Source organism: Pseudomonas sp., assembly GCF_049300855.1.
In the GTDB taxonomy this organism is placed as follows: Bacteria; Pseudomonadota; Gammaproteobacteria; order Pseudomonadales; family Pseudomonadaceae; genus Aquipseudomonas.
In genome coordinates, this window is sequence record NZ_JBAQKH010000011.1 from 13811 (window position 1) to 32889 (window position 19079).

Consider the following 19079-nt stretch of genomic DNA (forward strand, 5'->3'; position numbering starts at 1 on the left):
CCCGGCACTACAAAAATCCAACAATTCCCCCAGTCATTTCCCGCACTTTGCGCAAAATGCCGTTAGTCGCCACCCCCCGCGATGGATTAAAGTAACGCCCCCAGCCCCGGCGTTATCCGAACGCGCGTGGCCACCCCTTTCCAGGAACAGTCACCGATGGAACATCGTGAAGCGCTGCTGGCGCTGCGAACCTTTCTTTCAACGCAGATTCTCGGCCAGGAAAAACTCATCGAGCGTTTGCTCATCGCCCTGCTCGCCGACGGCCACATGCTGGTCGAGGGCGCTCCGGGTCTGGCCAAGACCAAAGCGATCAAAGAACTCGCCGAGGGCATCGAAGCCCAATTCCATCGCATCCAGTTCACCCCGGACCTGCTGCCGGCCGACATCACCGGCACCGAGATCTATCGCCCGGAAACCGGCAGTTTCGTGTTCCAGCAAGGGCCGATCTTCCACAACCTGGTGCTGGCGGATGAAATCAACCGCGCCCCGGCCAAAGTGCAATCGGCGCTGCTAGAAGCCATGGCCGAGCGTCAGGTCAGTGTCGGCCGCAGTACCTATGAGCTGTCGCCGCTGTTTCTGGTGATGGCCACGCAGAACCCGATCGAGCAGGAAGGCACCTATCCGCTGCCGGAAGCGCAGCTCGACCGTTTCCTGATGCACGTAAAAATCGGTTTCCCGGACGCCGCCGTCGAACGCCGCATCCTCCAGCAGGCCCGTGGCGAAGCGCTGAACGGCGAAACCAAACCCGAGCGCCGCGTCAGCCAGCAGGCAATCTTCGCCGCACGCAAGGAAATCCTCGGTCTGTACATGGCCGACGCCGTGGAGGAATACCTGGTGCAACTGGTCATGGCCACGCGCAACCCGGCCAAGTTCGACCCGGAAATGGCCGAGTGGATCGCCTACGGCGCCAGCCCCCGCGGCTCGATTGCTCTCGATCGCTGTGCCCGCGCACACGCCTGGCTGGCTGGTCGCGATTTCGTCAGCCCGGAAGACATTCAAGCGGTGCTGTTCGATGTGTTGCGTCACCGCATCATTTTGTCGTTTGAAGCCGAAGCCGCCGGCATCGATCAGGATCGGGTGGTGCAGCGGATTCTCGACGTCGTAGCCGTCGCTTGACCCCCATGAACGCCCCCCTGCCGTCCGAACCGGGCATCCGCGTCAGCCTCGCCGAGCTGATCGAGATGCGTCACCGCGTGCGTGAAGTGCAGCTGTTTTCCACGCCGAGTCAGCGCAGCCCGCTGATCGGCCTGCATCACTCGAAATTCCGTGGTCGTGGCGTCGACTTCGATCAGGTGCGGGTCTATCAGGCCGGCGACGACGTGCGCACCATCGACTGGCGCGTGACGGCGCGCACGCAAGAACCGCACACCAAGTTGTTCCATGAAGAGCGCGAACGGCCGATTTTCATCATGGTCGAGCAAAGCACGCGGCTGTTTTTTGGTTCCGGGCTGATGTTCAAATCGGTGCTCGCGGCGCAAGTCGCGGCGTTGATCGGCTGGGCTGCGCTGGGCCATAACGACCGCGTCGGCGGATTGGTGTTCGGCGACAACGAACACTACGAAATCAAACCGCGGCGTAGCAAACAGAGCCTGCTGCAATTGCTCAACCGTCTGGTCAAGGTCAATCAGTCGCTGCACAGCGAGCGTGAGCCGGATCGCGATGCGTTTGGCGTGGCCCTGCGCCGTGCCCGCGAAGTGTTGCGCCCCGGCAGCCTGGCCATCGTGATCTGCGACGAACGTGCACTGTCCGACAGCGCCGAGCAGCAACTGAGTCTGCTGTCGCGCCATTGCGATCTGTTGATGCTGCCGCTGTCCGATCCCCTTGATCACGCCCTGCCCGCCGCCGGCCTTCTACGGTTCGCCGAACGTGGCGCGCAGCTTGAACTCGACACGCTCAACTTCGATCTGCGCCAGACCTATCGCGCCCAGGCCGAAGCACGCATCGCGCGCTGGGAATTGCTCGCGCAAAAGCTGCGGGTGTTGCTGATGCCGTTGAGCACGCAAAGTGAAATGGTCGAGCAGATGCGCGAATTTCTCAATCCGCAGCGTCCGGGCAAAAGTCGATGAACGGCCTCGAACAACTGCAACCGCTGATCTCGCCGCCACCGATCGCCTTCTGGCCGCCGGCACCGGGCTGGTGGTTGCTGCTGTTGTTATTGCCGCTGCTCGGTTTTGCCGCATGGAAGCTCCGCCGCTTCATTCCCATCAAGAAACGTCCGATCGTGCGTGCCGAACAGCCACTCGACCCGGTGCGCATCGCCGCCCTCGCGGAACTCGCGCAAATGCCCAAACCCTACGACGGCGCCCCGGCCGGAGCGTGGTTGCAACAACTCAACGGCCTGCTCAAACGCCTGTGCCGCAACCACTATCCCTACAGCCAGAGCCACACCCTCAACGGGCGCAAATGGCTGGCGTTTCTCGACAACCGTTGCCCGGCCGCCGGCCTGACGCGCTGGATGGTGCTGGTTGAAGGCGCGTACAAACCGGAATGCAAACTGGATGACAAAGCCATCGCCGGCCTGACCCAGGCGGTCGACACGTGGATTCGCAAACATGTTTGAGTTCGCCTGGCCGTGGATCTTTGTGCTGGTGCCGCTGCCGTGGCTGATGCGCCTCGTGCTGCCGGTGGCCGACAGCGGCGAGCCGGCCTTGAAAGTCAGTTTCCTGTCTGACCTCGAAGGCCTCGCCCGCCGACGCGCCCGCGCCAACCTGCCGGCGTGGCGGCAACAAGCGCCGTTCATGCTGTTGTGGCTGTTGCTGCTGACTGCCGCCGCCCGCCCGCAATGGCTCGGCGAACCGCTGCCGATTGCCGCCAGCGGGCGTGATCTGCTGGTCGCGGTGGACGTGTCCGGCTCGATGGATTTCCCCGACATGCAGTGGCAAGACGAAGAAGTCAGTCGCCTGTCGCTGGTTCAGCACCTGCTCGGCGACTTCCTTGAAAGCCGCGATGGCGACCGTGTCGGCCTGATCCTGTTTGGCAGCCAGGCCTATCTGCAAGCACCGCTGACGTTTGATCGCCGCACCGTGCGCGTCTGGCTCGACGAAGCGCGCATCGGCATAGCCGGCAAGAACACCGCCATCGGCGATGCCATCGGTCTGGCCCTGAAACGCCTGCGCATGCGTCCGGCGCAAAGCCGCGTGCTGATTCTGGTCACTGACGGCGCCAACAATGGCGGCGAAATCGATCCGCTGACGGCGGCAAAACTCGCCGCCAGTGAAGGCGTGAAGATCTATCCGATCGGTATCGGCGCCAATCCCGAGGACAGCGGTTCGACTGGTTTACTTGGGGTTAATCCGAGCCTGGACCTCGACGAACCGGCGCTCAAAGCCATCGCCGAAGTCACCGGTGGCCAGTACTTCCGTGCCCACGACGGCAAAGAACTGCAAGCGATCAAGGACACCCTCGATCAACTCGAACCGGTGACCCAGCAACCGACCCAGGCCCGTCCGGCGCAAGCCTTGTATCACTGGCCTTTGGCGCTGGCGCTATGGTTGAGCCTGTTGCTGGTCGCGCGTGAATTGTGGCCGGACAACCCGCTGCAACGCCTGTTCACCAAGGAGCTGTATCTGCAAAGTCCGCTGCCTGACTGGCGCGAGCGTCTCAAGCGCCTGCGTCTGCGGAGGCGCCGATGATCGCGCTCTGGCCGCACTGGTTCCGTCCTTGGTGGCTGCTGTTGTTGCCGCTGCTCGGCTGGTTGCTCTGGCAACTCTGGCACCGGCAGAAACGCGCCGGACGCTGGCAGATGATTCTGCCGCCGGCGTTTCACGCCACCTTGCTCAGTGGCGGCAGTGGTCGCGACAGCAAACTGCCGTGGGTCGCACTTGGTGTGGCGTGGTTGCTGATGATTCTGGCGCTGCTCGGGCCGAGCTGGGAGCGCGTCGAACAGACCAGTCAGAAGCCAGCCGACCCCTTGGTCGTCGTACTGGAACTGACCCCGGAAATGCTCGCCACCGACTCGCCGCCGACACGACTGGAGCAGGCGCGGCGCAAACTGTTCGACCTGTTGCAGGCGCGCAGCGATGCGCAGACCGCCATCGTCGTCTATGCCGGCAGCGCGCACACGCTGGTGCCGCTGTCGGATGACCTGGCGACCAGCCGCAACCTGCTCGATGCGCTCAAACCGTCGTTGATGCCGGAAAGCGGCCATCGTGCCGATCTCGCCGTAAGCAAAGCGCTGGCCTTGCTCAAACAAGGCGCGCTCGGTCAGGGGCGGATTCTGCTGATCGGCTCGTCGCTCGATGAAGAAGAACGCCAAGGCATTCGTCGCGCCCTCAGTGGGCAATCGGCGCAGTTGCTGATGCTCGGCGTCGGCACCGCCGAAGGTGCGCCGATCGCTCAAGAGGACGGCAGCTTCCTCAAAGACGAACAAGGCGCGATCCGCGTGCCGCAACTCGACAGTCCGGGACTGAGCGCGTTCCTCAACAGTGTTGGCGGCGAATACCACCCTGCCCGCCTCGACGAAGCGGATCTTGGCGCGCTTGGCCTGCTCAACGGCCCGCGAAGCTTGCGTGACGACGGTCAGACCGTGCGCCTCGATACCTGGGCCGATCAGGGTTACTGGCTGCTGTTGCCGCTGTTGTTGCTCGCCGCCTGTGCCGGGCGGCGCGGCTGGTTGTTCTGCCTGCCGCTGCTGTTTTGCTTGCCGCAGCCCAGCTACGCTTTCGACTTCGAAGACCTGTGGCTGCGTCCCGACCAACAGGGCCTGCATTTGCTCAAGCAAAAGCGCCCGGTCGAAGCCGCCCAACATTTCGAAGATCATCAGTGGCAAGGGGTGGCGTTGTACGAGGCCGGCGACTACAGTGGCGCCGCTCAGCGTTTCGCCGAAGGCAGCGATGCCCGCGCGCACTACAATCGTGGCAACGCTTTGGCGAAAAGCGGTGAGCTGGAAGCGGCAATCGACGCCTATGAACAGGCACTGGAACTGCAACCGGATTTGCGCCCGGCGCAGACCAACAAAGCGCTGGTGGAAAACCTGCTCAAGCAGAAAAACACACCGCCGCCCGCCGAGCCGGACACCCAACCGAGCGAGCAGCAAAGTCTGCCGGGCGACGAACCCGCGCCTGCGACCACGCCGCCGCCCGCCGTGAACAGTGAAACCCAGAGCCCGTCGCAGCCTGCCGAACCGGCCAGCGAACCGCCACCGACCACGCCGCCGCAGCCGGGCCCCAACGAAGTGCCGGGCAGCGATGAGGAAGAGCAAACGGACACCGTGCCGACGCTGCGCCCGAGTGAAGACAACCTCGAAGGCGAGCAACGTCAGGCACTGGAACAATGGCTGGGCAAGATCCCGGACGATCCGGGCGAATTGCTGCGACGCAAATTCTGGTACGAACAGCAACAACATCAGGATCAGGATCAGGAAAACACTCGATGACCCGCTTCACCGCTCTCTTGCTGCCCCTGCTGCTCTGCACGGCCACCGCCCAGGCGGCCGAGCTGACCGCCAGTGTGGATCGCAGTCGCCTGAACTCCGGCGAGACGGTCGAGCTCACCCTCGAAACCAACGACGTCACCCAGTTCGGCAAACCCGACCTGACCCCGCTGGACGCGTTGTTCGAAGTGCGGGGCACGCGTCAGGTCAACCAGCTCAACACCCTCAATGGCGACAACCGCGCGACCACGCGCTGGATCATCACCCTGCTGCCCAAAGAGAACGGCAGCGTGGTCATCCCGCCGCTGCAACTGGGCGATGTGCAGAGCCAGCCGATCACCGTGCAAGTGGTCGAAAGCGACACCCGCGAGAACAAGAACAGCCTTGATCCGGTGTTCATCGAGGCCAGCCTCGACCAGTCCAGCGTCTATGTGCAGGCGCAGGCGATCCTCACGTTGCGCATCTACCATTCAGTGTCGCTGTACGACGACAGCAGCCTGACCCCGCTGCAAATCGCCGATGCGCGCATCGAGCAACTCGGCGACACGCGCACCTATGAAAAAGACCTCAACGGCGTGCGGCACGGCGTGATCGAAATGCGCTATGCGATCTACCCGCAACACAGCGGTTTGCTGACCATCGCACCGCAGACGTTCAGCGCCACACTGGTCGACACGCAGCCGTCACAGGATGCCAATCCGCAGGGGCCGAAACCGGGCAAACTGATGCGCGTCAGCTCCGCCGAAATCCCCCTGACCGTCAAACCCAAACCCCTGACCTACCCCATCGACGCGCCCTGGCTGCCCGCGCGCAGCCTGAGCCTCAGCGAAAGCTGGAACCCGGAACCGGAACATATCCAGGTCGGCGACTCGATGACGCGCAGCCTCACCCTGAAAGTCGAAGGCCTGGCCAGCTCACAACTGCCAGTGCTGCCCGCCACCGACGTCAACGGCCTGCGCCGCTACCCCGACCAACCGGTGCTGAGCAACCAGAGCAGCGACCGTGGCCTGATCGGCAGCCGCGAAGAACGCGAAGCCCTGGTGCCCAGCCGTAGCGGCGCGATCGAATTGCCGACTGTCGACGTGGTCTGGTGGAACACCTTCGAAGACCACCTGGAACACAGCAGCCTGCCCGCGCGCACCCTGCAAGTGGCCAACAACCCGAGTCTGCAAGTCGACACCCCGGCCGGTAATCTGCAGCCGAGCGTCGTCGATAACGACGTGCTGTGGTGGTGGAAACTCAGCACCCTGATCTTCGCTTGCACCACCCTCCTCGGCTTCGGCCTGTGGTGGCGCGCACGCTGGCAACCAGCGGTGCATCGCGCCGCCCAAACCGGCCCGAGCCCGCGCACCTTGATGGACGACATCAAGCGCGCGAGCCAGGCGAATGATCCGCAGGCGACACGGCAGGCACTGGACGCGTGGGCGCGGCAGCAGCCGGAGACATTGGCGGACATGGCGGCGCGGTTTGTGCCGTTGTCGGATGCGCTGGATGGGTTGAATGGGGCGCTGTACAGCGAGACGGGGCAGCATTGGCAGGGTGAGGATTTGTGGCGGGCGATCCGCACGATTCCCGCGGCGGAACGGGTGCAGGATCCGGTGGGTGATAGTGGGTTGCCGCCGCTTTATCCGAAATAGGCCCGTCACCCTCGGGATTCGGAGCGGTGGTCAAGGCAACTGTCGAACTCTCTGAATCGATTCCCACTTTTGGGACGACACACACGCTGTGCTGCTCTCCCCCCCCGATTCAGTTTTCTACTATGGCAATTTCAGTATCACGACCTCATCGGAACCTTTTGGCAGCGCTAATGTGTACTTCCATTGTTCCAGAACCTTGCGCCACTCCTCCAGCGTAAACCAGCTTTGTGGCTGTCCAGTCCAATCAACGTTGACCAGAATATCGACCTGTACTCCCTCGGCACTCATATTCAACAGGACATCGTTTCCCCCGTCAGTGATCGAAGCTTGCACGCTCGCCTCTACAGATGAAATAGCTGCCAGCAGACGATCACAATCTTCCGGAATTTGTGCGATGGCATCAAGAACGCTGCACACATAAAGCTGGTAGCGTTGCGCGTCTTTCTGCTCAGAATTCACTTCAGCGACTGCGTGGAACAACTGTCCCACTCCCGGATAGATACCCCCGGTGGCTCGATAAAACTTGAGTTCCATGAAACGCTCTCGAAATTCAGGATCCCTCAGGGACGGCGTTTATTTACACATGGTCCGCCGCCAACTCATCACATCGCCCACTACTGTTAGAGGCCACCGAAATTCTCAACACAAAAACATTATTCTGACAGTATCCATATCAGACTGAATAACTTTTAACTCTTCATCATCGACACCGATTTCAACGAGGCTCTCGGCGCTGCACTTTTCATATGTATCCGCCAACATCTCCAACATATCAATCGCATACTGACTTTCTTTTGACAGTTTTAGCCCGCGACGAATGCCTTCCATGTAAATAGCGGTCTGCAGAACTGCGTTAGCGCCAGGAGCATCCTTTCGCATAAGACGCTCTAATTCATCCTGAGTATACGCAAACGCTTGTTCCGGACGAAAACCAAGTTCATCAATCGCGTAACTATAGTTCCCCGCAACCATAGCCCTGGCCTGATTAAACATACTATCGACTCGCATACTCAATTTTCCACTGTGAATACATTCAACTGAATCTTTGGATAGCGGTCACGGAACTGAGTGATCACATCCGTGCAGCTAGGGCAGACAGCCTTCTCGGAGATCAAGTCTATTCTCCCAACTGCACCCTTGTTATCACCGAGCCGTTGCGCCACTGTTTCAAGAATCTTGAATTCCGTATCCATATCTCGCATGTACCCTTCAGGTGAGTTTACATATTTGCTCGATGCGACCTGTGGCTTCAAGACCCATGTATCCACATCACCTGGCGGTTTCGGCAAATAGGATCCTTCACGATCATTGTATTTACTGTATGCCTTGAACACCATGGGTTCGGCAGATAGCGAGTCAATCTTTATTTCTGCAAATGCAGCGTTGCCCTGCACAGGAAGCTCCCTGCGTATTTCTTGAAGGGCGTTTATAAGGCCTGTACGAACTTCCGGAGCCGTTGAGTTGGACAAATAAATTAAAGGATCCGGCTTCACCGGTGGAATCGTGGGCACGGGGTCTTTCACGCCCCAGGACAATCCCCCATCCAACACCAGCCCTAGTCCGACACCCGTAGCCGTTGCCACAGCTGCGTTCGCCCTGACAACGTCAATTCCGTTGCCTTGCATGGTGTGCAAGACATCCAGATACCCCTTGAGCCGAACTTCCTCCGGCCAATTCATGACCGAGTCAAAAGCTGCCTCCAGATCGGTAGCAGCGCAACTAGGGCAATTAACGGCCCCCATTACCCACAACGCTGATTTCGAACTGGAACTGACAAGACCCTCCATGACGGCCGCGAAGCCTTCAGCGCTACCGACTCCCTTGGCATTGAGGATTTCGGCTTGATACTTTGGATCATGCCGATACTTGTATGGATCGACCAAAGCAATGTGGTCGAGCAGAGCTTTGACTGAATCTCTGTCTTTAAGCAGCTCCTTCAAGCCCAGCCTTTCGTCGTTGTAGTCAGCTAGAGTGACCCGGAATAACCCCGTATTCTGCGACTGCGAAACTTCTGTTCGAAGGAAATTCGCTGCTGCATTGGTCTTACCGTCGCTTTCACTGAAGGCTGCGTTCCAGCCCTTGTCCACCATTGCTGCGGCCGTGCGTAGCAACTCAGTCCGAGCTTGATCTTCACTAATCCCTCTTTCAGAGGCATACCGATTTACGCGTTCATCATCGGAAGCAAATTTGATCTCATCCGGGTGCAACTGGCGGTTGAAGGAAGTAGCATTCTTGGCGATGTCGATACCTGTTTGCAGGTCCCCGCCTACCAAACCTGCCGCCGTCAAACCCACCAACTGCGATGCCGTGAGCTGAAACTTCGGATTGTTTTTGACAATTGCGGCCAAACTGTTGCTCAACGCCTCGTTGGCGCCTGCCGCCGCTGCACCCGTGGCGAACCCCTTGCCCGCCGCCTCACTCAGAAGTCCGCCGACGAGGGCATGCAGAATTGTTTTCTGGAGACTGCCATCAGGCCATTTTTGTTTCTTCGCATAATCGCCAACTGCGTTGAAGGCCACGGCCTGCAAAACGGCTTGCGCCTGAGCAGTCATTGACGAACCAAGATTGTCTCCGAAACTCCCGCCATTTACCGCCGTACTGACACCCGCCTGGAATAATCCTTGAGCGCCAGAATAAGCACTGAATTTACCGATACCTTCAAGGCTGCTCAGATCAAAACCGTGAGTAACCTTGTTGACGTTATCGCTGGTCACACCAAACGCATCATCCAGGTAACCGCTGGTAAATCCGGCAGTAGCAGCCCCGACAGCATAGTTTTTTAAGTTGTCTTTGGACGTGATGTCTTTAAGTACGGCGCCAACATTCCCCCGGTTGTTGATCGTACTCACAGCGGCAGAACCGGCCATCGAAGTGAGAACGCTTGAAACCATCACGTTGCCCCAACCGGCTGCTGCGGTCCCCACTGCGGTACCTGCCTGCACCATAGCGGTGCTACCAGCCGCCGCCATTGCCGACCCGCTTCCGACGCCAGCACCCGCAACGCTACCCACAGCAGCGCTCGCCGCGCCTGCCGTGAGCACCGTTACCACAATGATGATTGCCAGCATCGCACCTTGGCCCAGGCTCGAGCTGCTGTACTTGAAAGACTCGTGAGTCTCCTTGACCAAGTTCCAGTCGACGTCGCCACGCTTCTCGGCCTCTTTAAGCCAGGCCAGCTGAGGATCGGCCTTGACCATCGCATCGATACTTTCGCTGACTGTTTTTTTGTTGATGTCTTTGACGTCGATATGCAAACCATCAACAGCTTTGATCACCAGATTCCCTTGTGCGACCAGTTCGCTCTGGCGCAGGGTTTCGTCGGTGTGCCCCTTACCGTTCATGGAGTTCCAGGCCATGCTGGTGCTGCTTTTTTGATGGCTTTCCTGATCGAGGTCCTTAACCCCCTCAAAGGTGATTGAACCGCCGCTTTGAAGAACCAGATCTTTACCGCTGTTCAGTTTTGCAACCTGATAGCGCTGATCACCGCCACTGGCCAATACCAGATCGCCGCCGGTGTTGATCTCACTACCGACATGAGTAACTTTGGTGACTTCGTCACGTCGGGTCTCTTTCTTGCCGAAGCTCCCCTTATTCTTTTTGTCGTATAACGAATAGTCGCTGTCTTGTGCCGCGAGCACGTCGAGATTATTTCCGGCAACTAAATAGGCCTCATCGCCAGCAGTGATACGGCTAGAAATCAATGCGAGGTCGTTAGCTGCACGGATCGCTACATTGCCGCCGGCAGTTATGGTGCTGGCAACTTGTTTAACGTGATCTTCTTGCGTGGTGAGCTTTTTGGTCTTCGAGTAAGAATGACTTTCGTCGGCACCTGAGGTCACTGTCACATCGCCTTCAGCCAGAATGACAGCGTTGCGCTTGGCATCAATCGCACTGGCTATCGCAGTGAAGTCACGCCCAGCGCTCACTGCTACATCGCGTCCGCCACTTACGCTTGAGCCGACTTGAGTAACCGAACTTCGCTCTCGCCCGCCGGTTTCGATGCTTATCTGTTGTGCCGATACGATATTGACGTCACGACCTGCCTCGATTCTGGTGTCCCGACCACTGGCCATGACACTGCCGCTGTTGGTTACATCTCGCGCCGCACTGATGGTCAGATCATTGGCAGCTTCAATGCGGGCGGCACTGTCCAGATAACCACGATACTGGGCGTAACCATTCTGACTGAACTCTGCACCCGTTACTGAACGCTCGTTGATCACGTCCCCGGTGAGCGCCACCATACTGACGTCGCGCCCGGCGATTATGCCGCCAGATTTGTTGACGATATTATTACCGGCCATTAATTCGAGACGGTTGCCTGCCTCAATCAGACCGCTGTTGGTCATATCGAGAGCAGCTGTAGCAGACAAGTTGTTCGAAGCCCGAAGCGTACCGGCGTTGTCCAGATCGCCACCGGCAATCAACGTCACATCCTTGCCCTGAATCAACGCCCCGTTTGGCGCCAACCGGTTATTCGCTTGAGCCAGATACAGCACCGGCACCAGCACTTTTTCACCATTCACTTCGTGCTCTTCGAGCCAGACGATGTCGTGGGTCAGTGCCGCCACTTGCTGCGCGGTCAGGGTGACGCCCACCGACAGGTTGAGCTGATCCTTGCTGGCGATGGCGTTGTTCATCAGGTACTTGAACATCGCTTCGTCGGAGGTCTGGCCGTCGATGAAACGCTGTCCCGTACGCTCGACGACCGCTTGCTGGATCATCCGCTGTTCGAAGAAACCGTCGCCCAGGCGCTTGGCGCTGTTGTCCGGGTCGTAGCCGAGTTTTTGCAGCAAGTAATCCGAGCTTTCGAATTTCTTCAGGTCGGTGAGTACCGGGTTGGTTTCGATCAGGTATTTATGCGGATTGGAGCGCACGCTGGTATCGGGCAGGCCTTTGACCGGAGGTGCATAGATCAATACATTGCCACGATTAGGCAGTAGCACACCGACGGGGCCGTCAGCGGCGGTTGCACCCACGCTGAACTGAGCGGTTCGGTCATTGAGATTCAGCGAGGCAGCATCGCTCAGCGCCAGATCGCGCTTTTTGATCGAGACCGGGTCGTTATTGTCGAACTGGATCCGGGTAGCCGGCGGAGCAGGCATGCCGACCGAATGAGGGTTCGACTCGCCGGACAGCGTACCGATGGTCCTGGACGGCGCGGGCACCAAGGATTGTTCGCTACCACCTTTGCCGCTCAGACGGAACATGCCGTTGTCACCGACCGGCAGGCTGAAGCCGGGTAATGTCAGCGGGTTGACCTGTTGTTGTGCCAAGTCCGGGGGCAGTTGGCTGTTGAGGCTGATGACGGTGGTTTTACCGGTGCCGCTAGCGCCGGTATTGGCATTGCGCGAGGTGCCGGCGGCGCCTGTACTGTAGGCCTTTTCAACACCGTTGCTGATTTTGTTGCTGGCGTTGATGGTGACATTGCCGGCGGCCTGAATGATCGCCGAGGCGAATCCTGAAGGATCGGAGGTGACGATCTTTTCATTGAACACGGCATTCTTTATGAAGCCTGGAGCTTCCGTTCTGACTCCCGAGGAATAGAGAGAATCTCCGAACTTGACGGCCTGACTCTGTTTATTCAAAGAAATGATGGTCGAGCCGAACGTCTGGAACCAGTTGTCAGCCTCACCCTTGGCACCATATCTGACGACCTTGGAAACTACCCGTGAGTCATCTTCGTTGGCGTTCCAGAAATGCAGATCGTTGTTGTAGTCCGCATCGTTGTACATGTTGTACGCAACGACTTCGTTCCACTGGGCAACGGAGAGCCCTCCATTGACGTATTTGCGGGAAACGTAATCGCCAGTGGCAGTACCCGAGTTCTCGAAGTTGGCCACGTTGATGTTGATGTTTCCAGAAGCGGCGATCGACGAGTTCGAATTCAGGAACGATCCACCCACAGCATCAAAGTTTTTTCCGGCAGTAATGGACGCGGCTTTGGAGCTTTCCCCCTCCGAAATGCTTACCTTGAACTTTTGTTCCCAGACCAGGTGAGACGGTAGTTTGTCTCCTTGCAGATCTGTCCAGTTAAGCGGGATCTGATCACACGAATAGCAACGCACCCCAATATCCGACGAGTACATCTCGGAAACCGTCTTGAACTGATCTCTACGGTTAACAATCGAGTCGGCCTTGATCGAGAAGTCGCCGGTGCTCTCCATCGTCCCGGAAAGGTTCTCCACCGTTGCCGCGCGATTACCGGCATCGTCCCGCGCAATATCGATTGCGCCGAGACTGTAAACGTCGGATTTCTTATTGCTGAAGCTGCCCACGCGAAGCTTCATGTCGCCACCGCTGAACAGGAACCCGCCCTGATCGTTGAGCAGTGATGAGGCCGTCAGCTTCATACCCGACGCGCCTGCGAGCGTGCCGTAGTTGTTAACGGTGCCGGCATTGAGGAGCAGATTATTGGCAGCGGTGAGGCGACCATAGTTGTTGACGATCGCCAGGCCGCCGCGTGCGCCTACGGTCGTATTGCCTCCGGCCGCGATACTCGTAGCGCTGGTCAGGTTGAGGCTGGACGCATCGAGTTGCAGATCGCCCAGACTGCTCGTGCGACCGTTGCCGCCGTAATTGCCGCTCAACTGAATATCGACGCTGCCATCACTGGCTATCAAGCCTTCATTCGTCCAGTTGCCGCCACGTCCCACCAGTTGATTCGACGCCAGCAACTGCCCACTCGCAGTCTGCACAAAATTGCCGACATTCACCGTCAACCGCCCGGCCTGAATCACGCTGCTGTTGGTCCAGCTGTCCGCGCTCAGCGTCAAGCCGCCACGGGTGACCAGCGAGCCGCCGGCGTTCATCACGTTGGCGGTGGAGATGCCGAATTCACCCAGACCGACATGCGTCACCGAACCGCCGGCATTGAGGAAGCTCGGGGCTGCAAGGGTGAAATCAGTGTTGGCGGTTTCCACCAGACCATTGCGGTTGTCGAACAGGCTGCCGATCTGGAAGTCGGTTTTGCCGCTGGTGCCGAGCGCGCGCAGTTTGCCGCCCTGGTTGTCGAGGTTGGCGGCGCGAATCGCCAGGGTGCTGGCGCTTTCGATCAGGCCGCTGCGGTTGCTCAGGTTGCCGTCGGCACCCAGCTCGATGCTGCTGCCGCTGATCTGGCCGTTGTTGTTGCTCATCAGGCCGGCGATGGTTTTCACCACGCCTTTGGCATAGATCCCGCCGCCGCTGTTGTCGAGGGTGTTGCCGCCGGCGTTGAGCAGGATATTGCCGGTGTTGGCGGCGATGCGCCCGCCGTCGCTGTAGATGCCGCCCAGTGCTTGCAGGTCGAGACGACTGCCTTCGATCTTGCCGCCCTGACCGTTGCGCAATACGCCGTTCAATCGAGTTTGCAGCAGACCTTTAAGACTTGAAAGCGCTCCGCCACGACTGTCGAGGCTGGCAGCGTTGAGGGTCAGGTCGCCGTTCTGGGCGATGATTTTGCCGCCCTGGTTGTCGATCGCGCCGCTGCCGGTGTTCACGCTCAGCGCGGTCATGCTTTGTACCGCGCCTTTAGCATTGTTCAGTGCGGCGGCGGTAATGTTCACGCCGGCATCGCGGCTGGACAGCAAGCCATCAGCGTCATTGCGCAACGTACCGCCGGCGGTGATTTCCAGTTGGCCGTTGGCCGAGACGGTGCCGCGTTGGCTGTTGTTCAGGTCGCCGCTGGTGAGCAGGCTTAGCAGGGTCTGACTGATCAACTGGCCGCCCTGGTTGTCGACGCTGGCCGAGCGTTTGATCAGTAATGCGCCGCCGCTGCCGAGTGCGCCATTGACGTTGATCAGGGCACCGAGCAAATCGAGGGTGACGCTGTCGTCACCGACCAGCCTGCCTTTCGTGTTATTCAGCTCGCCGCCGGTAAAGGTCAGGGCCTTTTTGGCCATGACGTTGCCGGCGTTGTTGTTCAGGCTGGCCGCACGGATGTCGAGAGTTTCGCCACTTTTGATCAAGCCCCCGGCAGCGTTATTGATCGCGCCGCCGCTCATGGTCAGGGTTTGTTTGCCTTCACTGCTCACGGTGCCGCCGCTGTTATCCAGACTGGCGGCGGTGATGCTCACTTCGCCGAGGCCGCCGATGCCGCCCTTGCTGTGGTTGAGCAAGGCGCCGCTCAGGTCGATGTTGACGTTACCGAGCTGACTGGAGATGGCGCCCTCCAGGCTGTTGTCGACGATGCCGCCGCTAACGCTCACACCTTTCCAGCCGGAGAGCAGACCGTTCTGGTTGTTCAGATCGGCCGCTTTCACGGTCAGTTGACCGTTGCTGATCAGGTTGCCGCCGCGGTTATCGAAGCGGTTGCCGGTGAGGCTGAAGCTGTTGACGCTGGAGATTTCGCCTTGCTGGTTATTCAGGTCGCGCAGGGTGGCGATGCTCAGCACGCCTTTGCTGTTGATCACGCCATTCTGGTTATTCAGGTCGCGCAAATGAGCGATGCTCAACCCACCTTTGCTGCTGATCACGCCGTCCTGGTTATTCAGGTCCTGCGCGGTGGCGCCCAGATCCATATTCAGGCCGGAAACGCCCACCAGCGTACCGCCCTGATTGTTCAGGCCGGTGCTGTTGAGGGTCAGTTGTTGTGCGGCGCGAATGCTGCCCTTGTTCTGGTTGTTCAGTAGGCCATCGACGCTGACCTCGATGTCGCTGTCGCTGAGCAACACACCGCCATCGCTGTTATCCAGACTTGCCGCGCGAACCTGCAACGCCGCAGCGGCAATCGTGCCTTTGATCGAGGTCAGCGCTTTGTCGAGGGTCAGGGTGAGTTTCTGGTTGCTCAGCAGTTGCCCGCCGCTGTTGTCCAGCGACTTGGCGATCAGTTCAAAAGCCTGATCACTGGAAATCTCGCCGCCACGGTTGTTCACGTTGGCAAGGTTTTTCAGCCGCAACTGGTCCGGCGCGTTGATCACGCCGCCCTGGTTGTTCAGCGCGCCGCCGTTCAGATCAACGCTGACGATGCCGCCGCTGAACAGTTTGCCGCCCTGCTGATCGAGGCCATGGACATTGGCGTCAAGCATCTTGCCCGCGCCGAGGCTGCCCGCTGTATTGGTCACTTGGCCAGCACGAATCTGCAATTGATCGGCGGCGTAAATGCTCGCCGCATCGTTGTTATTGAGCGCACCGGTGCTGATATTGAGGTTGGCCTTGCTGCTGATCACACCCTTTTGCTGGTTATCCAGCGCGCTGCTGATGAGGGTGAGATCGCCGTCAGTCAGCAGTTTGCCGCCCTGGTTGCTGACAGCGCCGCGTGTGTCGAGGGTGAGTGCCTTGGCACTGGAGACGGTGCCGGCGTTGTTGTTGAGACTTTGCGCGGTGATCGCCAAAGCGCCTTCGTTGACGAGGCTGCCCTGTGCGTTGTTCAGATCCCCGGAGAGGTTGATCGCGAGGTCTTTCTGGCTGGTCAGACGTCCGCTGTTCTCCAGCGTCTTGCCGCTCAGCGTCAACCCGCTGTCGCCGGACAGCAGGCCTTTATTACGGTTGATGACGTCGTTGACGGTCAGCGCCAGATTGCCGCCCGCCAGCATATAACCGCTGTCGCTGTTATCCAGCCACGCACCGATCAGGCTGACATCGCTCTTGCTCGACAACTCGCCGCTGCGGTTGTCGACGCGGTCAACACTGAGCTTCAGCGCATTAGTCGAACCGATCAGGCCTTCCTGACGGTTATCCAGACTGGCGGAGGTGATCGTCAGGCCGTTGTCGGCGATGACCACACCGTTCTGGTTATCGAACATGCCAGTCACGCTGAAATCAGCATCACCGCGCGCGCGGATGTCACCGCTGCTGTTGTTCAAACTGTCGCTGCGACTGTCGAGGCTGGCGGAAGCGATCAGGCCTTTGACGTTACTCAGGGCGCGTTCGATGACCAAGGTAAGTTTTTCGTTACTGAGCAGTTTGCCGCCGTCGTTGTTCAGGCTTTGTGCGTTGATGGCCCAAGCCTTGGCCGCAGAGATTTCGCCGGCGCTGTTGTTGACGTCTTTAAGGTTTTTCAGCAACAACTGGCCCGGCGTATGGATGTTGCCGCGCTGGTTGTTGAGCAGACCGTTGTTCATGTCCAGGGTCAGGTCGCCGTTGCTGAACAGCTCGCCGCCGTCCTGCGCCAGCGAAGTCACCGAGACTTCGAGTTTCTGCTGACTGCCGAGGCTGCCGCCGGAGTTGTCCAGGTGCGCGGCGGTCAATAATAGTGAGCCATTGGTGGCGATACTGCCGCCCTGTCGGTTCTTCAACTCACCAGTAGTCAGGGTCGAATCAGCCTTGGCGCTGATAATGCCGTTGTCGCTGTTATCCAGACTGCCACTTTTATAGGTCAGGCCTTTCTGCGAAACGATCAGGCCGCCTTGACTCAGCACCGAGCCGGTGGCAGTCAGCGCCATCGCTTCAAGGCTCGACAGTTTGCCCAGACGGTTGTCGAGGCTGCCGGCGCTGAGGGTCATCTGCCCTTCGCTGCTGATCAGGCCTTGCTGGTTGTCCATGGTCTCGTCAAAGGTCAGCACGAGGGTGTTCTGACTGACGATGCGCCCGCCGACGTTGCTCAGGCCGATGCCGCTGAGGGTGCTCGCGCCTTTGCTGAAAATCAGGCCGTTAGTGGCGTTGATGATCTGCGCGACCTTCAGCGCCAGTGTGGTGTCGGACAGCACCTTGCCGCCGTCGCTGTTGTCCAGGCGCGAACCATTGATGTGCAAATCCAGTTGGCTGGACAGTGTGCTGGCGCGGTTGTCGATCTGCTCGACATTGACGGTCAAAGTCTTGAGCGAACCGACCAGACTGTCCTGATGACTGTTGAGGGTTTTGCCGGTCAGCAGCAGATTGCCTTCGGCGACCAGTTCACCGTGTTCTTGATTGAGGGTGTCGATGTTGGCGTCGATATCGCCTTTGGCGGAAACCCGTCCGCCATCGTTGGTCACTGCTTTGGCTTTGAGGCTCAACACACCGTTTGAAGTGAGCAGGCCGCCATTGCTGTTGTCGAGTGTCTTGCCGTCGAAGGTCAGCGCCACCTTGCTTTCGAGGCGGCCCTTGTCGCGGTTGTCCAGGTTGTCGATCAGCAGTTTTGCCGCCCGATCGGCACGCAGGGTGCCGCCACGGTTGTCGGTGTTGGCGCTGCTGACAGTCAGGGTGTCGAGACTGGAAATCTTGCCGGCGCGGTTATCCAGGCGCGTGGCCTGTACGTTCATGGCGCCGTTGGCCTGAATCAGGCCCTTGTTCTGGTTGTTCAGTTGCTCGCTGATCCTTGTGGTCAGCGTGCCTTCGCTGGTCAACTGGCCTTGCTGGCTATTGTCGAGCTGTTGGGCTTTTAGCGTGAGATTCTGTTTGGCGCCAATCCTGCCGGTGCGATTGTTGATCGCGCCGAGGGCGCTGATGTCGAGCAGACGGCCGGCGCTCATCAGGCCGGCAACGTTATCCAGTGAGGTGACGTTGAGAACCGCGTCGGTCTGGCTGCTGAGTTCGCCGTTGCTGTTGATCAACTGGCCGATGTTGGCGGTAAGAATGGCGTTGCTGTTGATCACGCCCTGGCTGTTGAGCACCTGCGCGGCGTTGAGGTTCAGCGTGCCGTTGCTCTGCACTTTGCCGGCGTTGCGGTTGTCCAGCGTGCCGGCGCTGATCGCAGCGGTTTGGCCGCTAAGCGTGCCGCCCTGGTTGTTCAGGGTTTGCGCGGTGTTGAGGGTCAGGTTGCGGCTGGCGGAGAGGCGCTTGCCAGTGTTGTCGAGGTTCTGCGCAGTGAGACTCAGATCGCCGCTGGCATTGCGGCTGCCGTCGGCGTTGACGCCGGCATCGATGACGCCGGCGTTGGTCAGTTGGCCACCCGCGCTGAGGTTAATGCTGTCGCGGGCCGCGAGGGTCTGGCGGTTGGTCAGGTTGCCCTGAGTTTGCACGTTCAGCGCGGTTCCGGCATAGACCGGTCCGCGTGCATCAAGGCTGGCGGCTTTGACGTTGACCGCGCCAGTGGCCGAGGTATCGGCCAGACTCAGTTGGCCATTTGCATCGAGCTGAATATCGCCGCCGCTGGCAATCAGTTTGCCGTCGAGTTTCACCCCGACCCCGGCCTCGGTGCCGACCAGTTTGATCGCGCCTGCGTACATGCCGCC

Annotated in this window: 9 protein-coding genes and 1 pseudogene; 6 read left to right on the forward strand and 4 right to left on the reverse strand. The window is 59.5% G+C overall.

Annotated elements, in window-relative coordinates; genetic code table 11:
* The first annotated feature begins 156 nt into the window (after positions 1–156).
* Genes WA225_RS03150 through WA225_RS03175 form a run of 6 tightly spaced genes read left to right on the forward strand, consistent with a single transcriptional unit; the run spans position 157 to position 7008 of the window.
* The gene (locus WA225_RS03150; RefSeq protein ID WP_007913915.1) at positions 157–1116 is read left to right on the forward strand and encodes an AAA family ATPase; all 960 of its coding nucleotides are present in this window, start codon (positions 157–159) and stop codon (positions 1114–1116) included.
* A 5-nt stretch (positions 1117–1121) separates the two neighbouring features.
* Positions 1122–2066 (forward strand): DUF58 domain-containing protein, encoded by a 945-nt coding sequence (locus WA225_RS03155; protein ID WP_422606837.1) that lies wholly within the window; start codon positions 1122–1124, stop codon positions 2064–2066.
* Positions 2063–2560, forward strand: coding sequence for a DUF4381 domain-containing protein (locus WA225_RS03160; RefSeq protein ID WP_077573233.1), 498 nt, complete (start codon positions 2063–2065; stop codon positions 2558–2560). Before WA225_RS03155 ends, WA225_RS03160 begins: the two co-directional genes overlap by 4 nt.
* Positions 2553–3632 (forward strand): vWA domain-containing protein, encoded by a 1080-nt coding sequence (locus WA225_RS03165; RefSeq protein ID WP_422606838.1) that lies wholly within the window; start codon positions 2553–2555, stop codon positions 3630–3632. Before WA225_RS03160 ends, WA225_RS03165 begins: the two co-directional genes overlap by 8 nt.
* On the forward strand, positions 3629–5374 hold the full coding sequence (locus tag WA225_RS03170; RefSeq protein WP_422606839.1) for a tetratricopeptide repeat protein: 1746 nt from the start codon (positions 3629–3631) through the stop codon (positions 5372–5374). Before WA225_RS03165 ends, WA225_RS03170 begins: the two co-directional genes overlap by 4 nt.
* Positions 5371–7008, forward strand: a complete 1638-nt coding sequence (locus tag WA225_RS03175) for a BatD family protein (protein ID WP_422606840.1) — start codon at positions 5371–5373, stop codon at positions 7006–7008. The genes WA225_RS03170 and WA225_RS03175 overlap by 4 nt, the downstream gene beginning before the upstream one ends.
* A 120-nt stretch (positions 7009–7128) precedes the next feature.
* Here the strand turns inward: WA225_RS03175 and WA225_RS03180 are convergent, their stop codons facing one another.
* From WA225_RS03180 to WA225_RS03195, 4 genes and pseudogenes are all read right to left on the reverse strand, one after another.
* Positions 7129–7542 (reverse strand): hypothetical protein, encoded by a 414-nt coding sequence (locus WA225_RS03180; RefSeq protein WP_422606841.1) that lies wholly within the window; start codon positions 7540–7542, stop codon positions 7129–7131.
* Between the two features lie 105 nt (positions 7543–7647).
* The gene (locus tag WA225_RS03185; RefSeq protein ID WP_422606842.1) at positions 7648–8016 is read right to left on the reverse strand and encodes a hypothetical protein; all 369 of its coding nucleotides are present in this window, start codon (positions 8014–8016) and stop codon (positions 7648–7650) included.
* 2 nt (positions 8017–8018) lie between these two features.
* Positions 8019–10205, reverse strand: coding sequence for a DUF637 domain-containing protein (locus tag WA225_RS03190; protein WP_422606844.1), 2187 nt, complete (start codon positions 10203–10205; stop codon positions 8019–8021).
* Between the two features lie 84 nt (positions 10206–10289).
* Positions 10290–19079 (reverse strand): annotated as a pseudogene (locus tag WA225_RS03195) (hemagglutinin repeat-containing protein); the annotation flags it as partial.

What these genes read in the sequence shown, in the direction of transcription:
- WA225_RS03190 (WP_422606844.1), bottom strand. Translation starts at nt 10,205, where the DNA reads ATGGTCAAGGCCGATCCTCAGCTGGCCTGGCTTAAAGAGGCCGAGAAG.
- WA225_RS03160 (WP_077573233.1), top strand. Translation starts at nt 2,063, where the DNA reads ATGAACGGCCTCGAACAACTGCAACCGCTGATCTCGCCGCCACCGATC.
- WA225_RS03185 (WP_422606842.1), bottom strand. Translation starts at nt 8,016, where the DNA reads ATGCGAGTCGATAGTATGTTTAATCAGGCCAGGGCTATGGTTGCGGGG.
- WA225_RS03170 (WP_422606839.1), top strand. Translation starts at nt 3,629, where the DNA reads ATGATCGCGCTCTGGCCGCACTGGTTCCGTCCTTGGTGGCTGCTGTTG.
- WA225_RS03155 (WP_422606837.1), top strand. Translation starts at nt 1,122, where the DNA reads ATGAACGCCCCCCTGCCGTCCGAACCGGGCATCCGCGTCAGCCTCGCC.
- WA225_RS03180 (WP_422606841.1), bottom strand. Translation starts at nt 7,542, where the DNA reads ATGGAACTCAAGTTTTATCGAGCCACCGGGGGTATCTATCCGGGAGTG.
- WA225_RS03175 (WP_422606840.1), top strand. Translation starts at nt 5,371, where the DNA reads ATGACCCGCTTCACCGCTCTCTTGCTGCCCCTGCTGCTCTGCACGGCC.
- WA225_RS03165 (WP_422606838.1), top strand. Translation starts at nt 2,553, where the DNA reads ATGTTTGAGTTCGCCTGGCCGTGGATCTTTGTGCTGGTGCCGCTGCCG.
- WA225_RS03150 (WP_007913915.1), top strand. Translation starts at nt 157, where the DNA reads ATGGAACATCGTGAAGCGCTGCTGGCGCTGCGAACCTTTCTTTCAACG.